At 43.6% G+C, this 26,676-nt stretch carries 23 protein-coding genes and 1 tRNA gene; 19 read left to right on the plus strand and 5 right to left on the minus strand.

Annotation, left to right across the window (positions count from 1 at the left end; genetic code table 11):
• Window positions 1–146: 146 nt before the first annotated feature.
• From IGJ01_RS07130 to IGJ01_RS07175, 10 genes are all read left to right on the plus strand, one after another.
• Window positions 147–1,268, plus strand: a complete 1,122-nt coding sequence (locus IGJ01_RS07130; protein WP_005236487.1) for a glycoside hydrolase family 88/105 protein — start codon at window positions 147–149, stop codon at window positions 1,266–1,268.
• Complete coding sequence (locus IGJ01_RS07135; RefSeq protein WP_008381518.1) at window positions 1,265–2,581, plus strand: glycoside hydrolase family 28 protein; 1,317 nt, start codon at window positions 1,265–1,267, stop codon at window positions 2,579–2,581. Before IGJ01_RS07130 ends, IGJ01_RS07135 begins: the two co-directional genes overlap by 4 nt.
• The gene (locus IGJ01_RS07140) at window positions 2,578–3,468 is read left to right on the plus strand and encodes a dienelactone hydrolase family protein (protein WP_008381516.1); all 891 of its coding nucleotides are present in this window, start codon (window positions 2,578–2,580) and stop codon (window positions 3,466–3,468) included. The genes IGJ01_RS07135 and IGJ01_RS07140 overlap by 4 nt, the downstream gene beginning before the upstream one ends.
• The gene (locus IGJ01_RS07145) at window positions 3,429–4,346 is read left to right on the plus strand and encodes a pectinesterase family protein (RefSeq protein WP_430601560.1); all 918 of its coding nucleotides are present in this window, start codon (window positions 3,429–3,431) and stop codon (window positions 4,344–4,346) included. Before IGJ01_RS07140 ends, IGJ01_RS07145 begins: the two co-directional genes overlap by 40 nt.
• On the plus strand, window positions 4,343–4,789 hold the full coding sequence (locus IGJ01_RS07150; RefSeq protein ID WP_121261095.1) for a DUF4064 domain-containing protein: 447 nt from the start codon (window positions 4,343–4,345) through the stop codon (window positions 4,787–4,789). The genes IGJ01_RS07145 and IGJ01_RS07150 overlap by 4 nt, the downstream gene beginning before the upstream one ends.
• A complete protein-coding gene (locus IGJ01_RS07155; RefSeq protein WP_121261097.1) occupies window positions 4,786–6,378 on the plus strand; it encodes a glycoside hydrolase family 43 protein in 1,593 nt (530 codons plus the stop codon). Before IGJ01_RS07150 ends, IGJ01_RS07155 begins: the two co-directional genes overlap by 4 nt.
• A 3-nt stretch (window positions 6,379–6,381) precedes the next feature.
• A complete protein-coding gene (locus tag IGJ01_RS07160) occupies window positions 6,382–7,875 on the plus strand; it encodes an extracellular solute-binding protein (RefSeq protein ID WP_430601561.1) in 1,494 nt (497 codons plus the stop codon).
• A 149-nt stretch (window positions 7,876–8,024) separates the two neighbouring features.
• Window positions 8,025–8,858 (plus strand): sugar phosphate isomerase/epimerase family protein, encoded by an 834-nt coding sequence (locus IGJ01_RS07165; protein WP_430601562.1) that lies wholly within the window; start codon window positions 8,025–8,027, stop codon window positions 8,856–8,858.
• Window positions 8,859–9,023: 165 nt separating this feature from the next.
• Complete coding sequence (locus IGJ01_RS07170; protein ID WP_005236471.1) at window positions 9,024–9,896, plus strand: VOC family protein; 873 nt, start codon at window positions 9,024–9,026, stop codon at window positions 9,894–9,896.
• Window positions 9,897–9,960: 64 nt separating this feature from the next.
• Complete coding sequence (locus tag IGJ01_RS07175; protein WP_005229963.1) at window positions 9,961–10,188, plus strand: hypothetical protein; 228 nt, start codon at window positions 9,961–9,963, stop codon at window positions 10,186–10,188.
• Between the two features lie 92 nt (window positions 10,189–10,280).
• On the opposite strand, the gene IGJ01_RS07180 is transcribed toward IGJ01_RS07175, so the two are convergent.
• The 3 genes from IGJ01_RS07180 to IGJ01_RS07190 all read right to left on the minus strand — a co-directional run bounded on the left by IGJ01_RS07180 (window position 10,281) and on the right by IGJ01_RS07190 (window position 13,475).
• Window positions 10,281–11,552, minus strand: a complete 1,272-nt coding sequence (locus IGJ01_RS07180; RefSeq protein ID WP_086317259.1) for a hypothetical protein — start codon at window positions 11,550–11,552, stop codon at window positions 10,281–10,283.
• A 200-nt stretch (window positions 11,553–11,752) separates the two neighbouring features.
• Window positions 11,753–12,988 (minus strand): Ltp family lipoprotein, encoded by a 1,236-nt coding sequence (locus IGJ01_RS07185; protein ID WP_430601563.1) that lies wholly within the window; start codon window positions 12,986–12,988, stop codon window positions 11,753–11,755.
• 404 nt (window positions 12,989–13,392) lie between these two features.
• Window positions 13,393–13,475: transfer RNA gene (locus IGJ01_RS07190), tRNA-Leu, on the minus strand.
• A 196-nt stretch (window positions 13,476–13,671) separates the two neighbouring features.
• Between IGJ01_RS07190 and IGJ01_RS07195 the strand changes: the two genes are divergently transcribed.
• From IGJ01_RS07195 to IGJ01_RS07210, 4 genes are all read left to right on the plus strand, one after another.
• Window positions 13,672–14,784: a hypothetical protein gene (locus IGJ01_RS07195; protein WP_301388359.1), complete on the plus strand. Its 1,113-nt coding sequence runs from the start codon at window positions 13,672–13,674 to the stop codon at window positions 14,782–14,784.
• Window positions 14,781–15,995 carry an ABC transporter permease gene (locus IGJ01_RS07200; protein ID WP_420657372.1) on the plus strand — a complete coding sequence of 405 codons (1,215 nt, stop codon included), beginning with the start codon at window positions 14,781–14,783 and terminating at the stop codon, window positions 15,993–15,995. Before IGJ01_RS07195 ends, IGJ01_RS07200 begins: the two co-directional genes overlap by 4 nt.
• Window positions 15,996–16,005: 10 nt before the next feature.
• Entirely contained in the window at window positions 16,006–16,881 is an 876-nt protein-coding gene (locus tag IGJ01_RS07205) for an ABC transporter ATP-binding protein (protein WP_005236452.1), read from the plus strand.
• Between the two features lie 168 nt (window positions 16,882–17,049).
• Window positions 17,050–18,267 carry a pyridoxal phosphate-dependent aminotransferase gene (locus IGJ01_RS07210; protein WP_005236450.1) on the plus strand — a complete coding sequence of 406 codons (1,218 nt, stop codon included), beginning with the start codon at window positions 17,050–17,052 and terminating at the stop codon, window positions 18,265–18,267.
• A 55-nt stretch (window positions 18,268–18,322) separates the two neighbouring features.
• Here IGJ01_RS07210 and IGJ01_RS07215 read toward each other — a convergent pair whose 3' ends face one another.
• Window positions 18,323–18,502, minus strand: a complete 180-nt coding sequence (locus IGJ01_RS07215) for a hypothetical protein (RefSeq protein ID WP_005236448.1) — start codon at window positions 18,500–18,502, stop codon at window positions 18,323–18,325.
• Window positions 18,503–18,662: 160 nt separating this feature from the next.
• On the opposite strand from IGJ01_RS07215, the gene IGJ01_RS07220 reads away from it, so the two are divergent.
• The 5 genes from IGJ01_RS07220 (at window position 18,663) to IGJ01_RS07240 (ending at window position 25,969) form a co-directional block, all read left to right on the plus strand.
• The gene (locus IGJ01_RS07220; protein ID WP_008381491.1) at window positions 18,663–19,508 is read left to right on the plus strand and encodes a helix-turn-helix domain-containing protein; all 846 of its coding nucleotides are present in this window, start codon (window positions 18,663–18,665) and stop codon (window positions 19,506–19,508) included.
• Between the two features lie 68 nt (window positions 19,509–19,576).
• Entirely contained in the window at window positions 19,577–20,722 is a 1,146-nt protein-coding gene (nagA, locus tag IGJ01_RS07225) for an N-acetylglucosamine-6-phosphate deacetylase (protein ID WP_005236444.1), read from the plus strand.
• Window positions 20,723–20,844: 122 nt separating this feature from the next.
• Window positions 20,845–21,684: an SDR family oxidoreductase gene (locus tag IGJ01_RS07230; protein WP_008381487.1), complete on the plus strand. Its 840-nt coding sequence runs from the start codon at window positions 20,845–20,847 to the stop codon at window positions 21,682–21,684.
• 160 nt (window positions 21,685–21,844) lie between these two features.
• Window positions 21,845–22,546, plus strand: a complete 702-nt coding sequence (locus IGJ01_RS07235) for an ABC transporter ATP-binding protein (protein ID WP_008381485.1) — start codon at window positions 21,845–21,847, stop codon at window positions 22,544–22,546.
• A complete protein-coding gene (locus IGJ01_RS07240; RefSeq protein ID WP_430601564.1) occupies window positions 22,547–25,969 on the plus strand; it encodes an FtsX-like permease family protein in 3,423 nt (1,140 codons plus the stop codon).
• A 44-nt stretch (window positions 25,970–26,013) separates the two neighbouring features.
• Here the strand turns inward: IGJ01_RS07240 and IGJ01_RS07245 are convergent, their stop codons facing one another.
• Window positions 26,014–26,613: an FUSC family protein gene (locus IGJ01_RS07245; RefSeq protein WP_005231932.1), complete on the minus strand. Its 600-nt coding sequence runs from the start codon at window positions 26,611–26,613 to the stop codon at window positions 26,014–26,016.
• Window positions 26,614–26,676: the final 63 nt, after the last annotated feature.

A 26,676-nucleotide genomic window follows, 5' to 3' on the forward strand; every position in this document is an offset into this window, starting at 1 on the left:
TTACTGGTCCGTGAACAAAACGGTCACTAGAAAACACCTGAAAAATAGCAAAACAAGTTGAACCCTCATGAAATACAGCCAGTAAAACGGATTCATTGAAACAGCTCTATGAATTGAGGAGACTACAATAAAAGGAAGTATCGTACATGAAGAACTATTCGGAAATTGCTTTGAACACATTATTTGAGCGCTATGACTACTTATGCAAAGAAAAAATTTATCACGGAAAATGGTCCTATGACATCGGGGTCGTTTTACAAGGCGTGAAAGAAGCCTATGAGCAAACTGGTGATAAACGCTATTTCGACTATATCCAAAACACGATGGATGTTTATATTGACGAAGACGGTTGTATCAAAAACTATCAGATGGATGCGATGAATATCGATTACATCAATAATGGCAAATGTTTATTCTTACTATACAAAGAAACAGGTGCTTCAAAATACAAGATCGCCTTGGACACGCTGTATCAACAATTACAGCAGATGCCAAGAACAAGCGAAGGCGGGTTCTGGCATAAAAAAATCTATCCATATCAAATGTGGTTAGATGGCTTATATATGGGGGCCCCATTTTTGACAGAATACGCACTGACATTTGAGAAAGAAGAAGCATTGGCAGATGTAATCAAGCAATTCACCTTATGCTTTACGCATACCCTAGATCCAAAAACGGGTCTTTTGTATCACGCGTGGGATGAACAAAAAGTCCAGCCGTGGGCAGATCCTGAGACCGGTTGTTCAAAAAATTTCTGGGGACGATCAATGGGATGGTTCATGATGGCTCTCACAGATACGATGGTGCTATTAGGGGAATCAGAGCTGAAGAATCCATTAGAAAACATGTTTGTCTCCTGTCTAGAAGCTCTTGCTAAAGTAAGAGATCCCCAGAAAAAAGTGTGGTATCAAGTCTTAGATAAAGGCAGGGAGCGTGGGAATTATTTAGAAGCATCCGCTTCTTCAATGATTTGTTACGCAACAGCAAAAGCGGTCAAAGCAGGGATCATCGATCAAAAATGGCAAGTGTTTGCCCAAGAGACCTATCAAGGATTGTTGGATGAGTTTGTCTTTTTAACAAAAGAAGGCTGGTTGAATCTGATCAGAAACTGTGAAGTTGCTGGTCTTGGTGGACCAGATAATCGGGATGGTACGTTTGTTTACTATATCAGTGAACCCGTTATCACGAATGATTTCAAAGGATACGGTGCCTTTTTACAAGCGAGTTTACTGCTGCAACCATTAACGGAGGAAGGAAGCAAGAAATGAATATCCAATTGACTACAGCTGATTTACAAGGAAAAGAAGGTCTGTTGACAGAAGCGATTCAAGAAAAAATTGATGAATTGCATCAACAAGGAGGAGGCAGAATCACTTTTTCAGCAGGACGCTATCCGACGGGTGCGCTCTTTTTAAAAAGTAACATTGAACTGCACCTACTATTGGGGGCGACCTTAGTATTTTCTGATGATCCCAAAGACTATCCCGTCGTCGTGTCTCGCTGGGAAGGGGTCAAACGGGAAGTTTATGCCTCTTGTTTATATGCCGAGAATGCGGAAAATATCGCTGTCACAGGACTAGGAATGCTTGATGGACAAGGGCAAAGATGGTGGAAGACCTTTCGGGAAAATCGTGAACAGCTTGCTTATCCACGACCAAAATTAATCAGTTTTGACTCTTGCCAGCAAATTACGTTGAAAGATATCCGTCTTGTCGATTCACCCAGTTGGACCGTCAATCCGATTCTTTGTCAAAATCTAACGATCGATAATCTTCGCATCAAAAATCCAGCGGATTCGCCAAATACAGATGGGATCGATCCTGAATCTTGTAAAAATGTCCGCATCAGTAACTGTCATATCGATGTTGGCGATGATTGTATCGCCATCAAATCAGGAACGGAGGACACTAAAGAACGGGTCGCTTGTGAGAATATCACGATCGTAAATTGCCATATGCTTCATGGGCATGGGGCCGTCGTTCTAGGGAGTGAGATGAGCGGCGATATTCGTAATGTCACTATTAGTAATTGTATTTTTCAAGATACCGATCGTGGGATTCGTTTGAAATCACGTCGTGGACGTGGCGGAACGATCGAAGATATTCGAGTGAATAACATTGTGATGGATAATGTCATCTGTCCATTCACTTTAAATCTTTACTATTTCTGTGGACCGAAAGGCAAAGAAAAGTATGTTTGGGATAAAAATCCGTACCCGATCACCGAGGAAACCCCTCATTTCCGGAGAATTCATTTTGCAAATATCTCGGCTCGGAATGTCCATGCGGCCGCTGGGTTTGTTTATGGCTTGGCTGAACAATTTATTTCAGATATCACTTTCCAAGATATTGCCGTCTCTATGGCTGAGCACCCAATTCCAGGAAAGCCTGCGATGATGACAGGTATCGAAGAGATGACAAAACAAGGTTTTTATATTGGCTGTGGACGGAATATTCAGTTTGATCGTATCAATTTGGAAGGTGTAACTGAAGCGTTCCATATCGAGAATAGCCGGGAAATCACCGTCACACAGTCATTTGAGAATCGTCAACCTCTGGGATTTCAAGGAGATTTTTTGTGAGGGATCCTCAGTTACTTCAGCTGCTAGGTCCTGATATGAAAGTTGCACCACAAGTGGTTCAGCAAACAAAAGAGCAGGTGCAAAATTATACCTTGGAACATTTACTTCTACGATTAAATCAAGAAGAGGATGTCCCTGCATACTTTGCTTATCCTAGCTCTCAGCAACCGGTTCCACTCGTTTTGTTCAATCATTCTCATGGCGGCGACTTCACGATGGGGAAAGAAGAACTGCGACAAAGTCCGCCGTATATGCAAAAAGAAAGCCTATTCGCTGCATTTATGAAGCTGGGCGTCGCCGTTGGAGTGATCGACATGTGGGGTTTTGGCGAACGAAAAAACGGTGAGAATGATAGCTACAAGCGGTTTCTGTTGCAAGGCAAAACATTATGGGGACAACGAATCTATGACAATCAACAGTTTTTAACCTATCTTGCTTCCCGTAAAGAAGTGAAACATTCCGCTATCGCCACATTGGGACTTTCTATGGGGGGCTTGATGAGCTGGTGGTTGGCAGCGCTAGATGAACGGATATCAGTGGTGGTGGACATGGCAGCACAAGTGGACTATCAAGCATTGATCAAAGAGGACCGTCTAAGCAAACATGGGTTTTACTATTATGTTCCTAATGTGTTGAAAGACTTTACGACTGCGGCGATCCAAAAACAGATCGCACCACGCCCGCGTTTGAGTTTGGTTGGCAAAGAGGATCGTGGCTGCCCCTCAAGCGGCGTCGCTCGTTTGGATCAGCAGGTCGGGCAGCATTATGAAGCAATAGGCTACAAGGAGCATTGGCAGGCGTGTTGCTTGCCAGGTGGTCATGAAGAAACCAAGGAGATGAGAGCGCAGTGGATCGAATTTCTAAAACAACACCTCCTATCAAGCTAAAGGTTAGTAAAGAGCCGCAAAAGGGTGATTTTACGAGTATCCAAGCAGCCGTGTTGGCTGCTGAAGCCTTAAACGCACCTTGTGAGATCACGATCGCCTCTGGCGTGTATCAAGAACAGGTGAAAATCTATAAAAACCAGCTTACGTTGATCGCGGAACCCCACACGTTCTTATGCTACCACTTGGCTGCCGAGCAAACCGATGAAAATGGGCAAAAAAGAGGAACCTTTCAAACAGCGACGCTCTTTATCAATAGCCGAGAAGTCTTTGTAAAAAACCTGACCATCATCAATGACGCAGGGTATGGGCAAGCAGTCGGGCAAGCAGTTGCCGTCTATATCGAAGGGGATGACATTCGCTTCGAACGCTGTCATCTCGATGCTTTTCAAGATACCTTGTGTCTGGGTCCATTGCCAAAATATACCAAAGAAGGCGAACCAATGATCAGTCCTTGGCGAAAAACAATCTTTGACCAACAACAGAGTTTGTTTTTGCATTGCAGGATCAGTGGAACAGTCGATTTTATTTTTGGCGGTGGTTCCGTCACCTTTGAAGAGTGTCGCCTGTATTGTAAAAATACACCACAAACGAACTACGTTACTGCTGCCTCAACTAGCAAACAAGCAAGCGGGTTAACCTTCGATCGGTGTCGGGTGACAGGGGACAAAGCCTATTATCTAGGCCGCCCTTGGCGCAATGAAGCCAAAGTAACTTTTTTATCCTGCTGCTTTGATCAACAGCTCGCCCCTTGCGGATGGTCTGATTGGGGAAAAACAGCAAGCCACCAAACGGTCGCGTTCACGGAGCGAATGTGTTGTTACCAAACAAGCCCCAAACGTCCTGAATGGGTGACTATCGAAGGAGTGATAGAAAAATGAGCAAGGCAAAATGGTCTGGCTGGATCGGGATGGTTCTCGCTCTGGTGTTGATGGGCGGCTTTTCCTTGGCGATCAATCAAATGACTGTCCAGCAGTTCGAAGAGATCTTTCAACGTGTGTTTCCCACTGTACTGAATCAAATGACGGCAGAAGCAGCATTGGCGCAATTTCAAACACTCGGTGCTTGGTTTGGCTTCACGCTGTTGGCACTCCTGATATTGGTTTCAGTGGCGACGATGCTGGTTCGCTATCGTAATTATCGAATGCAATCTTGTGCTATTTATTTTTTGACTGGTGTCGTGACATTGATTGGTAGTCAAATGATCGCTTTTCCGATTGCCTTTTGTTTCTTTTTAGCGGCGGGTTTTTGTTTTCTCCATCGCGATGACCGACACAACAAAAAAACAACGGACACAGTCAGCAAACAAGGAGGGGTTGCATGAAGGCAATGATCAATAATCCGATTTTAAGAGGGTTTCATCCTGATCCGAGTATTTTAAAAGTCGAGGATACTTATTATTTAGCGGTTTCTTCCTTTGAGTGGTTGCCAGGAATTCGGGTCTACTGTTCTCGAGATCTAGTCAATTGGTCCCATGAAACAGATATTCTGACCAATCAGGTGGTTTTATTAGGTAACACAGCAAATTGCAGCATTTGGGCACCGCAAATCAGTTACGCAAACGGACAATACTATTGTGTCTATACAAATGTCCGCAACACGACACGTCCCTTCAAAGACTGTCGAAACTATCTCATCACGGCTCCTACGATTCATGGGCCATGGAGTGAGCCCATTTACTTAAATGGTAGTGGCTTTGATCCGTCCTTGTTTCATGATCAAGAGGGGCGTATCTGGTTATTGAATGCGCTTTGGGATTATCGTAAGGATACACCAAATAAATCGGTGGGGATCGTGCTCCAAGAATACTCTGAAGTACAAGGCCGATTGATCGGTGACAGAGTGCCAATTTTTTCTGGAACCCAGCTGGCGAAGACTGAAGCACCGCATCTTTATTACCACAATGAGTGTTATTACTTACTGACGGCAGAAGGAGGAACGGGTGCAGGTCATGCGGTAACGGTTTGTCGTAGTAAAACCATCACTGGGCCTTATGAAGTAGATCCGCATTTTCCCATGATGCGTGCCTATCAGCGCGAAGATTCCCCTTTTCAATGTACAGGTCATGGCAGTTTGACGATTGCACCATCAGGAGAATGGGTCATGAGCTATTTGATGACTCGGCCAGTAGAAGAGGCAGCGATCCTTGGACGAGAGACGGCACTCCAAACCGTCTATTGGGATCACGAAGGATGGCTGCGTCTTAGCAATGATGATACGATCCCAGATCAAACCATCAGACTCGCTAGCGACGCTCAGAAGCAAAGGGCATCACCTGCTGTTTTTATTGATGACTTTAAAGGATCGTTGCAAAAAGCATGGAACGGTAGGCGATTGCTGCCCAATGAAGAGTGGTGCAATCTGAGTGAGCGACCAGGGTATTTGCGATTGATCGGCGGAGAATCGATGCAATCGAACTTTCATAAGCACATATTGGCGATTCGTCAACAAGACTTTTGTTTTGAAGCTGAAACAGCGATGGAATACCACCCCCAATCGTTTAATCAGATGGCTGGATTGTCGCTGTTCTTAAACGAAGAAAACTATTTGTTTTTCTATGTGACTTATGATGAAAAAGACGGCAAGATCCTTCGTCTGATTCGGTGTTGTGAAGGAGAATTTCACTTGTTCCCAGATAAATTGCCCCTCGCTGCTTCAAGTGAGCCGATCGGATTGAAAGTAGTCGGTTCTTATCTAGAAGCAGAATGGTTCTATCGGCAATCACAAACGTGGCATCCCTTTAAAAAGCAAAACATCCAGTTCTTGTCTGGTGGTTTTACAGGGAATTTCATTGGAATCAGTGCCCATGATCTAGATCACTTTGCTGGAAGCTATGCCGATTTTACGTACTTTAAGTATCAAGGGAAAGATCCGCTCGATGATGATTCCCTAAAAATAGAGAAAGAAGGGTAACGAATGAAAAAGTTGAAAGTAGCAAGTTTATTATTATGTGCAGGACTGTTTTTAGCAGGCTGCGGCGATGGCGGAGGTTCATCTGATGGACCAGAAAGTGATGAAAAAACAAGTATTTCTTGGATGGCGATGCTGCATACCGCTTCACCTCCGTCTGGGGATGTAACACAAAAGTTAGAAGAATATACAGGGGTCGAGATCGACTTTACATGGGTGCCGGACGCATCAAAAACAGAACGCTTGAATGCAGCATTAGCGTCAAATTCTTTAGCAGATATCGTAAGTTTGACAGAAATCAATAACACAACCGTCCGTAGTTCGCTAGCATCTGGAATGTTCTGGGATGTGAAACCCTATTTAGAAGAGTTTCCGAATCTGGCAGAAATTTCTGAGGATCGCTTAGAATCTTCTCGGATCGATGGTCATATCTATGGTGTACCGTTTCTAAAACCGATCGCTCGTTATGGTGTCCTCGTAAGAAAAGATTGGTTAGACAATTTAGGGTTGGACGTGCCATCGACTTTAGAAGAATTATCAGCTGTGGCACAAGCCTTTACAGAAGGAGACCCAGATGGCAATGGGGTAGATGACACGGTCGGATTCGTTGAACGTGATGAGTCCTTTAATGTTGGGTTCCGTTCACTTTCAGGTTACTTTGGTGCAGACAATTGGTTTACGATCACGGATGATGATGAAGTGATGCCATCCTTTATGCAACCAGAATACAAAGAAGCAATGGAATGGTTCCGTAATATCTATGATAACGGCTGGATGAATTCTGATTTTGCGGTAATGGCGAAAAATGATCAGAAGAACTATATCGTTCAAGGTCGTGGTGGGATTGTATTGAGTGGTTTGCAAGAAGTACGTAACTACATTGATGATGCAGCTGGTACTGATGAAGAGCATATGGAATGGGTCTTGATCAATGATATCGTCCATGAAAATGTGGAACGTCGTATCCTTTCTGATACCAATGGTGGAATGGGCGGTTGGTTAGCCATTCCGAAAAACAATGTTGAAACCGAAGAAGACTTACGTGTTGTTTTGAAATTTATCAACGATTTGATGGACGAAGAGCCGTTTACCTTGATGACGCAAGGGATCGAAGGGGTCCATTATGAAATTGATGATGAGGGTGTCTATGTCCGTTTAGATGATACGAAGTGGCAACAAGAAGTACAACCATTTTCTTCGTCTCGTCCATCAGAATTAGTAACAGTTTTCCCTTCAAGCAACCCATATGTCAACTTAGCCAATGAAAAGATTCGGGAAAATGAAGAGTTTGCGGTGATCAATCCTGCACAATCGCTGACCTCTGAAACCTATGATCGTTCATGGTCAAGCTTGATTGAAGGAATCTCAGACGCTTACTACCAATATATGACTGGGGAAATCGAGATCGATGGGTTTGATACAGCGATCGAAACCTTCTTAAGAAATGGTGGACAGCAAATCATTGATGAGTTCACGGAAGATTATCGTTCACAACAATAGAGGTCACAAAAGGTTCTGATCATCTGTTGAGAAGGAATGGATGAAGTGAGGAGCCGCTACTGCTGAATGATTGGAAGACCAAGACCAGTTGAAGTGATTCGCTGCTTGGTCTTCTTTTTGCTTCAAAAGCAGTGAAGAAAGGAGAAGCTATGTTTCAACTAACTGTTCGGGGACATGATTTAAAGAATTATGGGTCCCCAGAAGAATTAGCGCAAAAAATTGCCGCCAAAAACATTCATAACATTCAATTTGCATTAAATAAATCCTTCCCGCAATGGGCAGAGCCAGAGCAATTAAGCCCTGGTTTAGGCCGCTTTTTCAAACGTGTTTTTGGTCAATCTCATGTTCAGGTCGCTTTATTGAGTTGTTATAGTAATCTGATCCATCCTGATCTGGAAAAACGGGAGGCGATTTTATCCAGATTCGAGACCTATCTCGCACATGCCAAATACTTTGATGCAGCTATGGTTGCAAGTGAAACTGGTTCGGTTTTGCCAAATATGGGGTACACCGAGGAAAATTTCAGTGACGTCGTTTTCGATGATTTGGTTCAGGTGATCAAGCGTTTGGTCCAAGTGGCTAAGAGACATCCAGTGATGCTAGGGATTGAAGCGGGCTTGAATCATCCACTATCATCGATCGATCGAATCGAAGAATTGCTGGAACGAGTACCGTCTGACTATTTAGGGATCATCTTTGATCCAACCAATCTGATTACGTCGAAGAACTATCAAGAGCAAGTCGCTTTGACAAGGGAAGCTTTTTCCCGCTTTGGTGATGCCATCGTTTGCTTGCACTTGAAGGACTATCAAGTAATCGATGGTAAAATCAAGGTAGTGCCATTGGGAGAAGGAAGGATTGATTATCAACAACTATTGGCCATCACCGCTGAATACAAGCCATTTTGTTATGTTGTGTTAGAAGGGACGACCGAAGAAGCGATGCAGCCGGCCATTTCACTGATTGAAGCATTGCAAAAGTGAGCGAGCTGTCTTTGATTGTGACTGATGAGGAAAAGCTTTGTTACAAGGAGTCACGGGAGATCAAGGAATCCTTTCCTCAACAAGCAGATTTATTTACTTACTAAAAGTTAGTGTTATACTTAAAGGTACAAGTGAACTTAACTGTTTAGAAAAGAGGAAATAGCGATGACAATGATTCAATCAACCTATCAAATCGATGCAACAGCCGCAATTGGCAAAGTCGTTTTAAAAGTAGCGAATATGGAAAAAATGAGCCGGTTTTATTCGGACGTGATTGGCCTAACTTTATTGGAGCAAAGTGTAGATCACGCGCGATTGGGCGTGGGGACACAAGAGCTTTTAGTCCTAGAGAAGGTAAGTGATCCGTTGCCTTTGACACGGAAAACAGGCCTTTTCCATACGGCGTTTCTTTTGCCTAGCCGTAAAGACCTAGGAAATATGCTGATTCATTATTTGGAGGCCAAAGCCCCTCTGGATGGTGCTAGCGATCATGGGTATAGTGAAGCGTTATACCTGACCGATCCAGAAGGAAACGGGATCGAAGTGTATCGTGACAAACCGAAGAGTGAATGGGATATTCGAGCAGACGGTGAGATCGTGGGCGTTACTATCGAAATGGACGCGCAAGGCGTGCTGGGAGCCGCTGACCGATCACAAACGACTTTTCCAGTTGGCACCACGGTGGGGCATGTCCATTTGAAAGTGGCGGATCTGGCAAAAACAGAAGAATTCTACACCGAAGTTTTAGGCATGCGTTTGACTTCAGATTTTGGTAGCCAAGCAAAGTTTTTTGCTGCTGGTTCGTATCATCACCATATCGGATCGAATATTTGGATGGGAAGAAATGTTCCAGCTATGGAGGAAAAGGATCTAGGCTTAGCGTACTTTACGATCGTTTTGCCAGCTTTGGCTTTTTCTACGTTACGAAGTCATCTAAAGGCAAGTGGCGTTTCTTATGAGTTAGAAACAGACAGCCGCTTGCATTTGACTGATCCGAATGGGATCAATCTGATCATCGAAAGAAAGAATCAGCCTTAAGATGGAGGTTTTTTCATTCATGAAATGAGAGAATAACCTATAATCAAGTAAAAGGAGAGCAAGCATGAAAAAAAACGGGGCGGGACAATCACTATTTCTAGCATTATTGATCAGCATGGGCTTATTTTTCTTTGTCCAAGGGAAACAATTAATAGAAAGTGGGGCGTCTCCTGTGATTTTTATTGCTTTTTCGGCTTTTGCAGGAATTATCGGAGTTGGTGTCTATGGTCTTCAAGCAATAATGAAACAGCATCGGCGCAAAGCCATGGTACCAATCAAAACCAAAAAATAAAGAAACCGGCCAATCTTAAACAGGAAGATTGGTCGGTTTTTTGTTTACGCTAAGAAAAAATGGGGAATGGGATCTGTCTCGTCCACTACATACTAATTTTCCATGTTTTCAATCGCAAATTCGATCTCATCAGGTAAGAAGCCGTTCCCTTCAAGATGAGCGGCCATATTTCTTTGACGGATCCCTAACACCCGGCGGGATTGATTGGCGCGCCCTAAAGCATGGCGATACCAATCTACGTCAAGGGTCTCTAGTGCCCATTGTGTTTCCTCCGCAGTGAAACCTTCTGTTTCTAACAGTTCTGCCATCTCTTGTTTTGAATAAAAGCGACGATTTCCTTGCGCTCTAACGAGGAAAAAGGCTTCACGTTCTCGTTCTGTCGCATTGTTTTCGCGCTCATAGCGTGCTGCTACAGTCGGGGCGAAATGAAACCCTGCTAAAATCGTTTCCTCGGTCACTTCGTTATCAAACACGTAGGTTCTAAATTGAAAACGATTGTCGTTTTCCAGTTCAAGCCATAGGGATTCAACCAGAAATCGATAACCGACTGGAATCGTTTCATAAACTGCATCGGCAATTTCGTAAAAATAAGCGGAAACGGCTTCGTAAGGAGTCATTATCTCGGGAACGATTTCCGTCATTTGCCCATTAAACAAAGTGATTGCGGCCGGGTATTTTTCGCCAGCATTCGTAAATGTGAGAATCTCCACTGGCTCATGTTTTGTTGAAAAGACATTCATGGTCACACCGTTCGCCAAATCAATAGCACTCTGCCACTCGATTTCTTGGTCTTCGCTTTGTTGGTGTAAGTGTTCAAGTGTATCAGGTGTCAAACCAAGCTTTTCTCGTGTATCTTCATTAATTCCTTCTTCATCGGCAAGAGGATTGTTTGCTCCAGCGGTCACTAGTGCCAAATCCTCTTCGTATTCGTTGAATAATTCTTGCAATTTTGCTCGTCTACTGACGATGATCGGGCTCTCTTCATGGATGGCAAGTAAGGCTTCGATACGGCCATTGCGAGCGGCAACCCAACTGGGCATATCCAGATAGCGAGCTTCGATCGCTTCTTGAGCGAGTGCGATCATTGTTTCCGTGTTTTCAATGAATGCCGCCTTGTGTTTTGAGTTGCTATTGACCTGGTCTAGAAAGGCCAATTCTGCTTCTTTGCCTCGAATCATCAGTTCGAGATTTTCAATACTTAACTCATAAGTCAGATTTTCTGCATGATAGGTATGTTCCCAACCAGCATCTAAAGCTGCACCGATGCGCTCAGAAAGTTCCTCAGGACTTGCTGAATTTATCGTCCCACATCCTGAAAGCAGGGACAGTATTAGTAATAAAGGCAACAAAACTTGTTTTTTCATTTTTCTCCTCCTCGTGAGACTCTAGTAAACCTCGCCAATTTGTACGAATGAACGCATCAGATCGAGCACTTTCTTGAGTATAAACATAGTCACAATATAAGTGACATCAACTGACCCCCAAAGTTAGACCAAAAAACCTAACTTTTTGGGGTCACTACAACAGCATATGGGCATCGCGATGCCCTTTTCTTCGCTAGCTTTTAGTTACCTATGTTTGTCATCGCGTAGTCGATTTGTTCTTCTGAAAAGTCTTCAAAAGTTAATAACCGGCGAATGTTGTCAGGAGGAAGACTCATCAAGGAATGGTAACTATTTGCTTTCTTCAACGCCTGCTCGTTCCAATCAATCGTGAGCTGATCAACTGCCCATTGTGCATCATTATGGGTAAACCCTTCAAATTCTAATTGTTGTATCAATCGTGCACGTGAGAAAGCCATGAGGTTCGTATAGGATTCGGCACGTGCGATCGCTCGTCTTTGTTCTGAAGCTCCTTCATTCTCGGTCTGAGTTTGTTCGTCCTGGTTTTGCTGGCTTTGCTCTTGCTGCAAAGCCGTAGTTGCTTCTTGTTTGGCGTTTGCTTCTTGAAGCTGTTGATACACGGTAGTGACCATGTCTTGATCAATGTCATGATCAAAGCCATAGGTCATCACCGCCAGCTGATGTTCATCTGAAGATTGATCGAATCGATTCATAAACATCAACGATTCACGAGGAATATTTACGACCAGCCCTCGTAAAATCGTTTCATAGAATGCAGCTTTTTGCTCGTCGGCAGTTTCCCGATTCAGAACAGTAAATCCAGATGCGTACTCCTCTTCGGGCTTCGAAAAAACGAAGACGTCAACATTCATTTCACTTGTGTGGTAAACAGTGGCGGTGAGTTCGTCGTCAAGTTTGATCCTGCGATGAAGAGTTAGCTCATCTTCGGTGAGCTGCTGAAGCTGCGCAATATCGTCTGCCAAAAGCCCCAGCTTTTGACGCGGGTCGGCTTCAGGAATCGTTTCGTTTGCTACCTCCAGTAGACGGTTGAGGTTGTCTTGATTACTGAGAATGATAGGGCTCCGTTCATGAATCGCAGCCAGAGCCTGGCTATAACCAATGCGGGCAGCAAACCAAGCAGGGACATCGATCCGACGCTCCACTAACGCTCGTTCAGCGGTTGCCATCAAATCAATTGTGTGGCTGATTAACTGATAAAGATCTTCGTCGGAAGAATCAAGCTCTTCCAAAATAGCCAATTCGGCTTGACTGCCGGCAATCAACAACTCTAAGGTTGCTGGGTGATAATAGGCCCAGCCCGTTCCGGATTGGTTTGTATATTCCAGTCGTGCGTCGATGCCAAGTGCAACGGTCTCTGACAGTTCTTCATCTGCCTTTGCGCAACCGATAAGCAAAATAACGAATGACAATAGGGTGATCAGTACTCTTTTTTTCATTAGGCTCCTTCTTTCTATCGAAAGTAACTGAGAAAACGGTCGGAAGAGGTTTGTTTATCTGGGGGAAGGAGGAGAGAAGGTGAATGGGAAAAATGCTGAAAAGATTTTTCATCACCAGTAAATTCAGGCAACTGTTTCTGATCCGCCAATAAGAAAAAGCGGAGCATCGAACCAGCTTCCGATAATAATTGTTATATTATTCATTTTATATGAAAAATAGTGTGAAATGCAATGATAAAAGAGTTTTTATCGATTTTTACATTTGGGAAAGGAAGCTTCGTATCAACTTTCTAGGAGTAGACGCTCAAGATCAAAGCGATCGAAAGAATTCATCGAAGGATCGCCATGGGGAATCTTTTGAGCAAACAAAAAAACAGCTTCCCATAATGGGGAAGCTGTAAGGATGCGGAAAATGGGATTTGAACCCACACGAGCGATTGCTCACAAGACCCTCAATCTTGCACGTCTGCCATTCCGTCATTTCCGCAAATACTATAGAAGGAAACGCAGGCTGAGGTAGTTCTGTCACGCCGCGTCTAGAAAATATCTTACCTGATTTTCAACAGGTTTGTCAATAACTTTTCCTAATGCTATTTGAAAGAATTTTCAGACTTTAGATTGCATTTTTTTCCATAAAAGGTATGCTAAAAGAATGAATAATTATTTTTTTGAGAGGAGAGCAAATGAACTACTTTAAAAACCAGTTAGCTAAATCTGTCAAACAGAAAACGTTCCTCTTCCTGCTCATTGGTGCCTTTAGTTTAGGTTGCTGTTTTTCCATTTATTTGAAGCTGATGGAACCCATCAACTTACCCGCCACGATCACTGCAGAAAAAGCGGAAGCCTCACGGCTTGTTGATCGCTACCAAGCCAATCAGTCGGGTTCACCTGCTGAACAAGAGGTGTATCAACTTTTGCTTGAAAACAATACACTGACTTCGCGACAGTTATCCAACTTGATTATGGAAGAATACGAACGATTTAATCAAACGAGTATTCAAATTGCAGAACTAAAAAAGCAGATTTGGGCGTCAGAAGTTGATGACAAAGGATTTTTGCCACCTTTATGGGCAATCGAACAAGATCAGAAGGTCTATCAAGCTTTAGTCGAGCAAGAAAAAGAGCCGGTCCTCACGGCTGCCAATGCCCAGACCGCTGTCGCTTTGGCAATAACCTTTTTGCTTAATTTTGGCTTCTTCTTTTGGGCTTTTTTTGCCAGTGACAATTTGATAGAAGAAAGAGAACACTTCTCTTTGATTCGCTCGTACCCGCAGATTTTTCCGATTCGGATGTTAAGTAAAATTGTGGTTAAAGGGATTACAAATTTAGGCGTTTTGATTGTGTTCTTCTTAGGCGTCTTTCTTTCAATGAGCCTTCTGGGGGAGTTCGGGGATTGGCAGTATCCAGTAGCCGTCTATCTCAATGGGGATTGGGTAGCCTTACCTTTTTGGCAGAGCGTTTTATATAGCCTGGTTTCTTTTGGCTTGCTGATTGGTTTGATCGAATGCTTAGGTTTTGTCATGAACATGATCGCAGCCAATCGATACGTCTCTTTCTTTTTGCTGGTGCTTTTTTATGGGCTCGGCTTGATTCCGATGCTGCAAAAGATCCCACTGTTACCAGTTCATATAGCTGCTATGGATAAATTTTATTCGGGCGCCTTTGCATTGGGTTCTGGTACTTCTTGGGGAGTCTATGCTAGTTGGCTGCTGACGGTGGTGTGGATCTTCCTTTGTATAGCTTTGATGCTCGTTGCGGATAAACAGAATCGCTTGTTGAGAGGAGGCAAAGGATGAAAGACTATTTTTTATTTGAATTACGACAACTCTTAAAGAGCAAGAAAACTATTGGTCTTTTTTGCTTGCTTCTTATCTATAGCGGCGTTTACAGTTTTTGGCAAAAAGATTTTCGCCCGATTGAACGAGTAGATAAAACAGAAATGCAACAACGCTATACTGTGCGACAAGATTTTCTTGATCAACAAGCAGCCAATCCTTCTGACCATTGGTCGGCAAGCTTAGCAGTTGAAATGTTTACCCCATGGAACGAAGCGGAAAAACAACGATTAGATGCACTAGCTGATGAAAACTGGCAAGCTTATGCACGAGGAACAACTACGTGGTACCAGTTGGCGTTGCAGTTTACCGATGAACGAAATGTTTTTTATACACCGGATTATTATACGTTTCAAAATTACTACGCTGCCTATGACGGTCGCTTTGGTTATGCTTCAACCGCTAAGCTTATGGAAGCCTTCAGCCAGTTGCCGAATAAGAAACTCTCGCAAGCAGTCATGGAGCAAAAAACGGGGATACAGGCATTGCAGCGAAGTTTTACTGGATATTTACCGATTCTATTGCTTGCTGTTTCTTTATTTTTGGCGATCGATTGTTTGCCAAAAGAACGAAGACATAAATCCCTATTTCTTTCACTGCCATTATCGGCAGAAGAGATCCTTTGGAGCAAAACGGCAGTATTGATGGTCGGTTCTGCAATTGCAACGCTTGGGACCATGTTCTTTCTCTGGTTGGGTTCTGGCATTCAATTCGGCTTTGGTTCCCTGGAACTACCGGTCACGATTTTATCACCGACCTTTGATGCTCGCTACCCGATCACAGATTTAAACGCTTTTGAAACACAAGCCATCGGTCTTTTTATAGGCCAATGTTTTCTTGCGACGCTTTTTTTGCAGTTTATTTATTGTCGCGGCATCTTGTTGTTCAGTGCCCTGTTTCGCTCAGAACTGGTTAATTTGCTTTTGGCTGGTTTTTGCTTGCTTTCACCCTATATTTTCCAAAGACGTTGGTTCAGTGCTTACCTTGATAAAACGCTGTATGTCTATCTGTATCAAAATGTGGGACAAGTCCTTTCAGGCTGGACACGTTTTTATTTTGGTTCTGCAGGGTTTACGATGGAAAAAGGGTTGCTTTTATTAGGAGGCGTTTGGCTTCTGATCGAAATGTGTTTCTTCGTGACGATCCAACGCAAAAAATTTCATTTGGCATAGGAGGAACGATATGTTAGAACTGAAAAATGTGACGGTCACGTATACGAGAAAAGTATTGGATCAGCTTTCCATTGCCTTTTCTCCCGGGGAAATCGTCGGGTTAGTCGCCCCTAACGGCACCGGGAAATCCACGCTATTGAATGTGGCGATGAATTTCATCCAGCCGAATGAAGGCGCAGTATTTTTGAATGGCAGTCAAGTATATGTGACCAAAAAATCAGAAGTGGCAGCGCATCAACAAATTTCGTTTTTTCCTGACCAAAATGATTTGTACAATGATTTGAGTGGTTTCGAGCATCTCAAGCTGTATCAGCGAATGTGGCGTTCAGAGGAACACTTAGTGGAAGAAACGATTGATCGTTTGCGGATGAGTGACTATATCAAACGTCCTGTGGGTACCTATTCGCTGGGCATGCGGCAACGTCTTTGTTTTGCGATGCAGATCGTGACGGATACGCCTTATATGCTGATGGATGAAGTCATGAATGGCTTGGATCCGACCAATGTGGAATTGATCTCTAACGTATTAAAAGCCTTGCGAGCGCAAAAGAAAGCGATCGTGATTGCTTCGCATATTTTGACGAATTTGGATTCCTACGCGGATCGGGTCTTGTTTTTAAAAGACGGCAAGATCATTCACGAATACTTTGGTCGCAAGTCGTTAGTCAATCAACCGTTGTACTTAAAAACGGACTCGGCAGATTTTTTGGTGGCTTTTCCAGAATTAACGACGGTGACCATCGATCTGCAAGGACGGATCTATCTGATAGAAATCAGCGATCCTCAGCTACCGCAACGGTTTATCGCTGCAGGGATCACTGATTTTTCTGTGGGGCACTTGGCACTAAATGAATTGTATTTGACGTATTTTCCTGAAAATTACTGACTGTCGCACTATTTACGAGATGAGAGCGGGACAAGCACAGATGAAGGAGAAGCAAAAAAATTTCGCCATAGGTAAAAGTTTTTTGCTATAATAGGTTCAATCTGAAAAGAGATCAACGACGAGAACCAATAACCTGACGTTGACCTATGGTTAAAGGAGAAATGGAATATGAAGAAATTTTCGAAGTCGTCAAAACTTGAAGGGGTCAGTTATGATGTGCGCGGCCCAGTTTTAGAAGAAGCCGATCGGATGCAAGAAGAAGGCATCAGTATCTTGAAATTAAATACGGGGAATCCCGCGCCTTTTGGGTTCGAAGCCCCAAATGAGATCGTTAGAGACCTGATTATGAACGTGCGAGAATCGGAAGGATATTCTGATTCGAAAGGGATTTTTTCTGCCCGTAAAGCGATCGAACAATATTATCAATTACAGAAATTTCCTGATGTGACCATCAATGATATTTACACAGGTAATGGTGTTTCCGAGCTGATCACGATGTGCATGCAAGGTTTGTGCAACAATGGGGATGAAGTGTTAGTGCCGATGCCTGACTATCCTTTGTGGACTGCTTCGATCTCATTAGCTGGCGGAAAGCCCGTCCATTATATTTGTGATGAACAAGCAGATTGGAATCCTGATATCGAGGACATCAAAGCCAAGGTCACCAGCAAAACCAAAGCGATCGTCATTATTAATCCGAACAATCCAACAGGAGCCGTTTATCCAAAAGAAATTTTGGAGCAAATCGTCGACGTTGCTCGTGAGCATGACTTGATCATTTTCTCTGATGAGATCTATGACCGGTTAGTCATGGATGATTATGTCCATGTGCCGATTGCTACATTAGCGCCAGATCGATTCGTTGTGACGCTAGGTGGCTTGTCTAAGTCTCATCGAGTGGCAGGTTTCCGTGTGGGCTGGATGGTCCTCAGTGGCGACAAGTCCCATGTGAAAGACTATATCGAAGGCTTGAATATGCTATCTTCGATGCGACTGTGTTCGAATGTCTTATCGCAACAAATCGTTCAGACCGCATTAGGAGGCTATCAAAGTTCTGATGAGTTACTATTACCGGGTGGTCGTATTTATGAACAAAGAGCGTTTATCCACAAGGCAATCAATGACATTCCGGGATTGTCAGCGGTGAAACCGAAAGCCGCCTTTTATATTTTCCCTAAAATTGATATTCAACGCTTTAATATCACCAATGATGAACAATTTGTTTTAGACTTTTTACACGAGCACCACATTTTGCTGGTTCACGGCGGTGGGTTCAACTGGCAACAGCCAGATCATTTCCGAATCGTTTATCTTCCTAATATGGAAGACTTAAAAACGACTGCTGAAAAAATGACAGAATTTTTGGCGTCCTATCGTCAGAAATAAGAATATAAAAAAGCACCGCTCCTTCAACAACCGTGAGGGAGTGGTGCTTATGTTTTTATTCGGCAACTGGTTGACAAATTTTTTTGCTCACAATCATTCGATTGGTAAATTTATCCAGCATTTCAGCACTAGGATCGGTGACTTGAACCAGAACAGAGTTCTCATATTCTCGTTCGATGATCCCTTGATACTTCTTGCCGTCCCATGTAAAAAAGATCGTACTGTCGATCGTCATCTTAACACCTCATTTGAAATTGTGGAAAAATAACAAGACATTCTTGAAATTGCTTTCCTTTTTGTCATTATGTGCTAAAATAAAGAAAATTAAAAATGCGAATTCGCATTTTTGACAAGAAACGTTCGGTTTTTATAAGAATTCCCCCTGGAGGACGATTATGAAGAAAAAAGAAGAATCTTTTGGTCAAAATATCCGTTCGATTCGGTTGAAACGAAAGATGACACAGAAGATGTTAGCGGAAGATATTTGTTCGCAAAGTGTTTTAAGCCGTATTGAAAACAACGAAGAGTTGCCGAATGTCTGGGTGATGTACCAAATCTGCCAACGCTTAGGAGTCACCTTAGATCAAGTAATGATGCTTCATTCGGAAGAGATCAACAAAACCAATCAAATCTTTGCCGAAATCGAATCACATTTTGTCCATAAGCAGTTTCAAGAAATGCGGGAAAAAATGGAAGATAAGGCGATCAAGGATTATTTGTATCTGGATTCAGATATGCAAATGTATTACTACTATCTAGGCAGCTGTGATTATTTCCTCGATCAAAACTATGATGCCGCCCTTGAGGCGCTGAAAAAAGGATTGGCCTACTCCTATCAACAGGATAAGACCAATGTGTCGGTGATGGAAATTCGTATCCTGAGCTGCATGGGTCGCGTCTATAGTGATTTGCTGCAACTGGGTGAAGCTCGTTTTTACTTAGAAAAAGCATACGATGCCATGCACGCACTGCCGCCGGAACGTCTCTCCACATCATTGACCAAAATTTACTACAATTATGCGGTCTTTTTAAAGGAGCAACAAGAAGACTGCCTCGCGCTAAAGGTAACGAACGAAGGCATTTCCTTAGCCAGAGAAAAAAACAGTTTGTATTTTCTAGAAGAATTGTTTGAACTGAAGGGACACTTACTTTATAGACTGAAAGAAGAAAATGCAGCCGAAAAAAGTTTTCAGCTGTATCGTGCTGTCATGGATATTCGCCAATCTGACAAAGTGGTGTAGACCTTTCTTGACTTCTTCCCTAAATAAGAGTACTTTTAAGGAAGAAAAGAAATAGAGGAGCGATCAAGATGAATAAATATATTTACGCAGACAAATTCTTTCTAAAATCAGCGGTTCATGGCCCTGGTTACCTGGAGGTCAAAGAGGGGAAATTCGGAGCGATCGTCGATGAAGTCCCTTCTGGTGCAGACGTAGAAGATTATTCAGGCAAATGGGTAGCACCGGGTCTTGTGGATACTCATATCCACGGATTTATGAACCATGATGTGATGGACAACGATGCAGAAGGCATTAAAGCCATGTCGGAAGGCCTTTTATCATGTGGTGTGACTTCCTTCTTGCCAACAACCTTAACATCCAGCAAAGAACGGTTGCGGGATGTTGCTGAAACCGTTGGGAAAGTCAAAGACGAAGTTACAGGAGCAAAAATCCAAGGGATCTATTTTGAAGGCCCATTCTTTACTGAAGAACATAAAGGTGCACAAAATCCAATTTATTTTGGTGATCCTGATATCGATACCTTCCATGAATGGCAAGAAGCTTCTGGTGGAATTATCAAAAAAATCGCCTTGGCTCCTGAGCGAGAAGGTGTGAGTGAGTTTGTTTCGCAAGTGACGGAAGAAGGCGTAGTGGTTGCTCTAGGCCATAGTAACGGTACATTACAAGAAGCGCAAACAGCAGTTGAAGCTGGTGCTAGCGTTTTTGTTCATGCATTCAACGGTATGCGCGGATTAAACCATCGCGAGCCTGGAATGGTTGGTGCCCTACTTTCATTAAAAGAAGTTTTTTCAGAGTTGATTTGTGATGGCCACCATGTGCATCCTCAAGCAGCTGAGATTTTGATGGAAAAAGCTGGTCACGACCATGTTGCCTTGATCACTGACTGTATGATGGCTGGCGGCATGCCAGATGGTGATTATATTTTAGGTGAATTTCCAGTAGTGGTGAAAGACGGAACGGCTCGAATGGAAACTGGCAATCTTGCTGGTAGTATTTTGAAACTAAAAGAAGCTGTGAAAAATGTAGTAGACTGGGGAATCGCTACCCCTCAAGAAGCGGTCATGATGGCCAGCTTGATTCCAGCAATCAGCTGTAAAATTGACCATGCTTGCGGCATGATCAAACAAGGTCGCCCAGCTGACTTTATTGTTTTGGATCAAGAAATGAATGTAACAGCCACCTATTTAGATGGCGTCTGCCGCTACCAGGCGTAAAATAAAACAATCTGCTTAAAGAAACAAGAAGAGAGCTTCTCTTGATCTGTTTTTTGAGCAGATTTTTTTGTTTTCAGTTATGATGAAAGAAAACGACATCCTATGAAGGAGATGATGGGGATTTGAAGACGATTTTAGTTACCGGCGCCAATGCCGGTATGGGCTTTGCAACAGCCAAACAATTGGCAGAATTGGGGATGCATGTGATTTTGTATTGCCGTTCTGCCGAACGAGGGCAGGCAGCACAGCAACGTTTGAAGGAAGAGACAGGCAATCCAAGCATCGATCTAGTGATCGGTGATTTGGGGTCGTTGGCTAGCGTACGCAAGTCAGCCGCTGAAATCAACGCCCGCTTTGAGAAATTGGATGTACTGATCAATAATGCGGGCATCGTCAATTTAAAAAAAGAGCGAACAGCCGATGGATTTGAACAAATGCTGGGCGTAAACTACGTGGGGCATTTTGAACTGACCCGTCAGTTATTGCCGCTAATAAAACGTGCCGATGCCGGCAGGATCGTCAATGTGTCATCCGGCGCCTACAAATTTGTAAAGAAAAAGGATCAGCGCTTTTTCGATGTACCGGATTTTTTCCCTTGGCGGGAATATGGCCGCTCAAAAAAAGCCCTGATTTTATTTACGGATGCGCTTGCGTTCCAGCTACGCAATACGACCGTTACTGCTAATTCCTTGCATCCGGGAGCTGTGGCGACCAGCTTAGGTGTCAGTCGACAAACAGGATTTGGTCAATCTATTTATAAAATGTTGACGCCTTTTTTTAAAACAGCCGAAGAAGGGGCAGATACAGCGATTTACTTAGCGCTAAGTCCAGACGTTGCGGGTATCAGTGGCCGCTACTTTGTTGATCGTCAAGCAGTCCTAACCGAGATCCCGAAGGAGCAGCAACAAGCACAGAAACTATGGCAAGAAACGCAACAAAGAATTGCGGACCACACAAAATGATTTGTTTTGCTTTTGCCAATCTGGATCACTTTGAATAAATGACTTGTTTTTTAGCAGCACGACCTTGTGCTGCTTTTTTGCGGTTTCTTTCAAGGGAAAAAGTGTGATACACTGTTAAGCGAGAAAGCGCATGCGGCGCTGGAATTCTTGGAGGAATAAAATGAGTTATATTGAAGTAGTGAAAGAAGTGAAGAAATACACAATGGGCGATACGGTGATTGCTGCCAATGATGGCGTCTCTTTTTCCGTAGAGAAAGGCGAGATCGCGCTGATCCTTGGTCCTAGTGGCGCCGGTAAGTCCACCGTTTTGAACATACTAGGCGGGATGGATCAATGTGACAGCGGCCAAGTGATTGTCGATGGAACGGATATTGCTGGTTTTGATGCTAAACAACTAACGACCTATCGTCGCAAAGACGTCGGATTTGTCTTTCAATTTTACAATTTGGTGCCGAACTTGACGGCTAGAGAAAATGTGGAACTGTCGGCACAAATCGTACCCGAAGCACTTGATGCAGCTGAGATTTTGACCCAAGTTGGATTAGGTGATCGCTTGGATCACTTTCCTGCACAATTGTCTGGCGGTGAACAGCAAAGGGTCACGATTGCTCGTGCCATAGCCAAGAAGCCCAAACTGCTGCTTTGTGATGAACCAACTGGGGCACTTGACTATGAAACGGGAAAACAGATTTTGGCTATTTTAGAAAAAACAGCTCGCGAGACTGGGACGACCGTTTTGATCATTACACACAACAGTGCATTGGCTCCCATGGCGGATCGCGTGATCCATATCAATGACGCAAAGGTTCGCAAGATGGAAAAAAATACTCATCCGATTCCAATTGCCTCTATTTCTTGGTAAATGCCTATGAAAAAAACATTATTACGTTCCAGTTTACGTGAAATTAGGCAAGCACCCGGGCGGTTTTTGTCCATTTTAGGCATTATCTTTTTAGGAGTCGCTTTTTTTGTCGGGATCAGCGCCACCGGCCCTAATATGAAACAAGCTGCTGAAGATTACTTTTCTCGCCAACAATTAGCCGACCTTACAATTGCTTCAACTTTGGGGTTGTCGGATACCGATCGGCAAATCATTGAGGAAATGCCTGGCGTCACAGCGGTTGAGACGGAGCAGATCGCTGATATCAATGCCGAAAATCATCGTGCTGTGATTCGTGTCTTCTCTCTTTCAACTGATCGACCTGTCAATCAATATGAGGTGACTTCTGGTCGATTGCCGCAAAAATCAGGGGAAATCGCCTTAGATCAAGCGGCACAAAATAGTGGTGGTTTCGAATTAGATGAATCCTTTGAGTTGCCAGAAAGTGGCGAAAATCAATTAAAAACCCATACCTTCACGATCGTGGGCTTTGTCAATAGTCCTGAATATATTGAGAACTTTCATCGGGGGAACAGTACCGTTGGTAATGGGACAGTGGATTACTTTGCGGTGATTCCTGAGGAGGATTTTAAAGAAAGTGCGTACGCCCGATTTTTAGTTCGCTTTGATGACTTATCTCAAATGGAAAGCTATTCAGTGGCGTATCAGACGAAAAGAGATCAAATAAGTGCTGAAGTTGAGAAAAAGTTGGCTCCTCGGGCGCAAGGACGCAGACAAGAGCTGATCGATGAAGCACAACCAGCCATTGACGAAGCCAAAGAACAGATCCGCAACGGAGAAACGGCTCTGCAAGAAGCACAAAGGGAACTCGACGACGCACAAGAAAAATTAGCGCAGGCGCACCGGGAACTGACGGAACAAGAAGCAGCTTTCCAAACAGAAATTCAAGCTGCCCAAGAGCAGTTGAATAGTGAAGCACAAAAAATAGCTGAGGGTAAGCAAGCGTTGGCGGAAAACCAACGACTGCTGGATCAAAGCGAACAAGCGTTGCTTCAGCAAGAAGCCCAAGTAAAATCAGCCCAAGCCCAGTTAGCGCCCATTTCGGCACAAAAGTCAGAACTACAAAGTGGCACCCAACAAGTGGAGGAGCAACTTGCGCTGGCATACCAAGGCATGGATCAAATCAGAAGTGTGGGTCAACTTTCTGCAGAGGAGCAAATGGCCCAGCTGCCTACCGTCTATGCACAAGTAACAGCCGCTCTGGCACAGTTGAACCTACCGACAGATGTCCTTGGTCCGATTCCTGATCTGGAGGAAATCGATGAAACGATGATTGCTACTATGCTGACGGCAGCTGAAGATACATTGAATCCACTCATTGCTGAAGGTGAGCAACAACGTGCCCAATTAAGCGGACAACTGGCTGCAATCAATGAACAAGAAGTGCAACTTCAACGGGCGCAACAGCAAGTCAACGCTGGCTGGAGCCAGGTCAGTGCCGGACGCCAAGAATTGGCACAGGCTCAGACCCAGATCACTCAAGGAGAATCGCAGCTGAGTGTTGCTCGTGAGACTTTAGCTTCTGAGCAAGCTAATGGTCAGTCTTTGCTAGACAAGGGCTGGCTGGAATACCGAGAAAACGAAGCAACCCTTCAAGAAAAGCTAGCCGAATTTAAAGAAAGAGCACCAAAAGAACGCGAAAAGCTTGAAGATGTCAAAAAAGAAGTTGCGGAAAAAGAGCAGGAATTGTTGGAGCTAAAACCGGCAGTTTATCGTGTCGCGAACCGCGATGCGAATCCTGGTTATTCAGAATACCAAGACAATGCGGAACGCGTTTCTTCGTTAGCGACGATTTTTCCAGTCATTTTCTTTTTGATCGCAGCCTTAGTGAGTCTAACCACTATGACGCGGATGATCGATGAAAAACGCAGTGAGATCGGAACGTTGAAAGCACTAGGCTATCGCAACTGGGAGATTGGACAGAAATTTTTGCTTTATTCCTCTGCAGCAGGCATCACAGGTGCTGTATTGGGCCTAGCAGTAGGCTTTTCCTTTTTTCCAGCAATCATCATTCAAGCTTATGGACCACTTTACAATCTCACGAAGTATGACACCCCATGGTATTTGCGGCTTTCATTGATTGCTGTGGGAGTCAGCTTGCTTTGCACCATCGGTATCGCGTTGCTGGTTTTACGTTTTGATTTAAGACAGTCATCGGCTTCATTGTTACGACCAAAGGCACCCAAAACAGGAAAACGAATTCTCTTAGAAAGAATCACCGTTATATGGCGGCACTTAAGTTTTATTCAAAAAGTTACAATGCGAAACCTGTTTCGCTACAAGTCCAGAATGCTCATGACCATCTTAGGGATCGCGGGATGTACCTCCATGATCTTGACTGGATTTGGTCTAAGAGATTCTATCAGCAATATCATTCCTTTACAGTTTGAGAAAATCTGGCAGTATCAGGCGGTGATCACCTTTGATGATGAGGATTCGGAAGCAATGAGTGAAACAAAAGCCGCCGCAGAAGATATTGAAGGCTTTGAAGCAGGGTTATTCTTGCATACGGAAAGTCTGACGTTGGCTCAATCGGGGGTCACGCAGCAAGAAGTAACCGTCACCGTGCCAGAAGATCCTGCGGCTTTATCGAGATTTGTCCACTTGAATGATCGGGTTTCAGGAGAAGCTTACGAGCTAGAAGGAGAGGGTGCCATCATCAATGAAAAGCTTGCTAAGTTGTTTGGATTATCGGTGGGTGATACGATAACGTTGACGAATGAAAGCGGCGAGGAATTTCAACTGAAGGTAGCTGCCATCGCAGAAAACTACACGGGCCATTTTGCTTATTTGACACCTGAAACGTACGAAAAGTTCTTTCAGGAAACGCCTGCTTACAATAGTGAGTTATTGAAATTCAATCAGCGCTTAAGCAAAACAGATGAAGAAGCGATCGCAGCTGACCTGATGGCACAAGATAATGTCATCAATGTTTCCTTCCTCTCAGCTTCAGCGGATGCTTTAGATGACACGACAGCAACCTTGAACATCGTCATTTGGATCTTGATCACGTCAGCAGGGGCATTAGCCTTTATCGTGTTGTACAACTTGAACAATATCAATATAGCGGAACGGATCCGCGAGCTGTCGACTATCAAAGTATTAGGCTTTTATGATCGAGAAGTGACGATGTACGTCTTTCGTGAGAATATCTTTTTAACGATTTTCGGTATTGGTTTTGGCTTATTATTAGGGGTGCTTCAGCATCAATTTGTCTTACAGACCATCGAAGTTGATATCGCCATGTTTTCACCGACAGTCGAACCAATGAGCTATGTGTATGCAGCGGGATTGACCTGCTTGTTTTCAGGTGTGGTAGGGATCGCGATGTATTTCAAGTTGAAACATGTCAATATGATCGATGCCTTGAAAGCCAATGAGTAACAAAAACAGCCTTTTTTCAGAAGCATTCTGGAAAAAGGCTGTTTTTATTTTTCTTGTTTTTCTTGCTCAGAGATTTCCCCTTGGACTTCTTCTAGCATGGCTTTTAGTTCAAGCTCTTTTTGCCTTAGCACGACCAAATCTTCTTGAATCTCATCTTTTTTCTCTTCCTCAGGTGGTCGAATAACAAAATTGATTGACAGGGCAACTAAGGTACCGATAAAGGTATCAAGCACACGGTCCAATGCAAAGATGATCGATTCCCCTTGTGGGACACTGGAAGTGATCAACAGCATCGTCGCAATGGCAGAGATGATGCCAGAATTGTTATTGATGCCATCTGAAAAAACGATGACAAAGATGACCAGTGCGGGCAGGACAAACAATTCGATCAGAAAATCATTTTGAAAATATTGCTTCGTCAAAAAATAAAAAATGGCTGTACCGCCGCCGATCGTATTTCCTAGTACCCGTGATTTCCCAAAAGAGATTGTTGTTGTCAGGTCTTGTCGCAATGAAAAGACAGCAGACAAGGCAGCAATCAAAGGCTGGCCGCGATCAAGGAAATGAAAGAGCAGAATACAAAGCATGACAGCGATGGCTGTTTTTATCGTTCGCATACCTAAGCGAAAACGCCCCAGTTTCATGGTAGAATGCCCCCTTTACTTAATCATACCCAATGCTGTTGAGAAATTCTAGTCTTATTCCTC

Source organism: Enterococcus sp. AZ089, from assembly GCF_050547225.1.
In the GTDB taxonomy this organism is placed as follows: domain Bacteria; phylum Bacillota; class Bacilli; order Lactobacillales; family Enterococcaceae; genus Enterococcus_D; species Enterococcus_D entomosocium.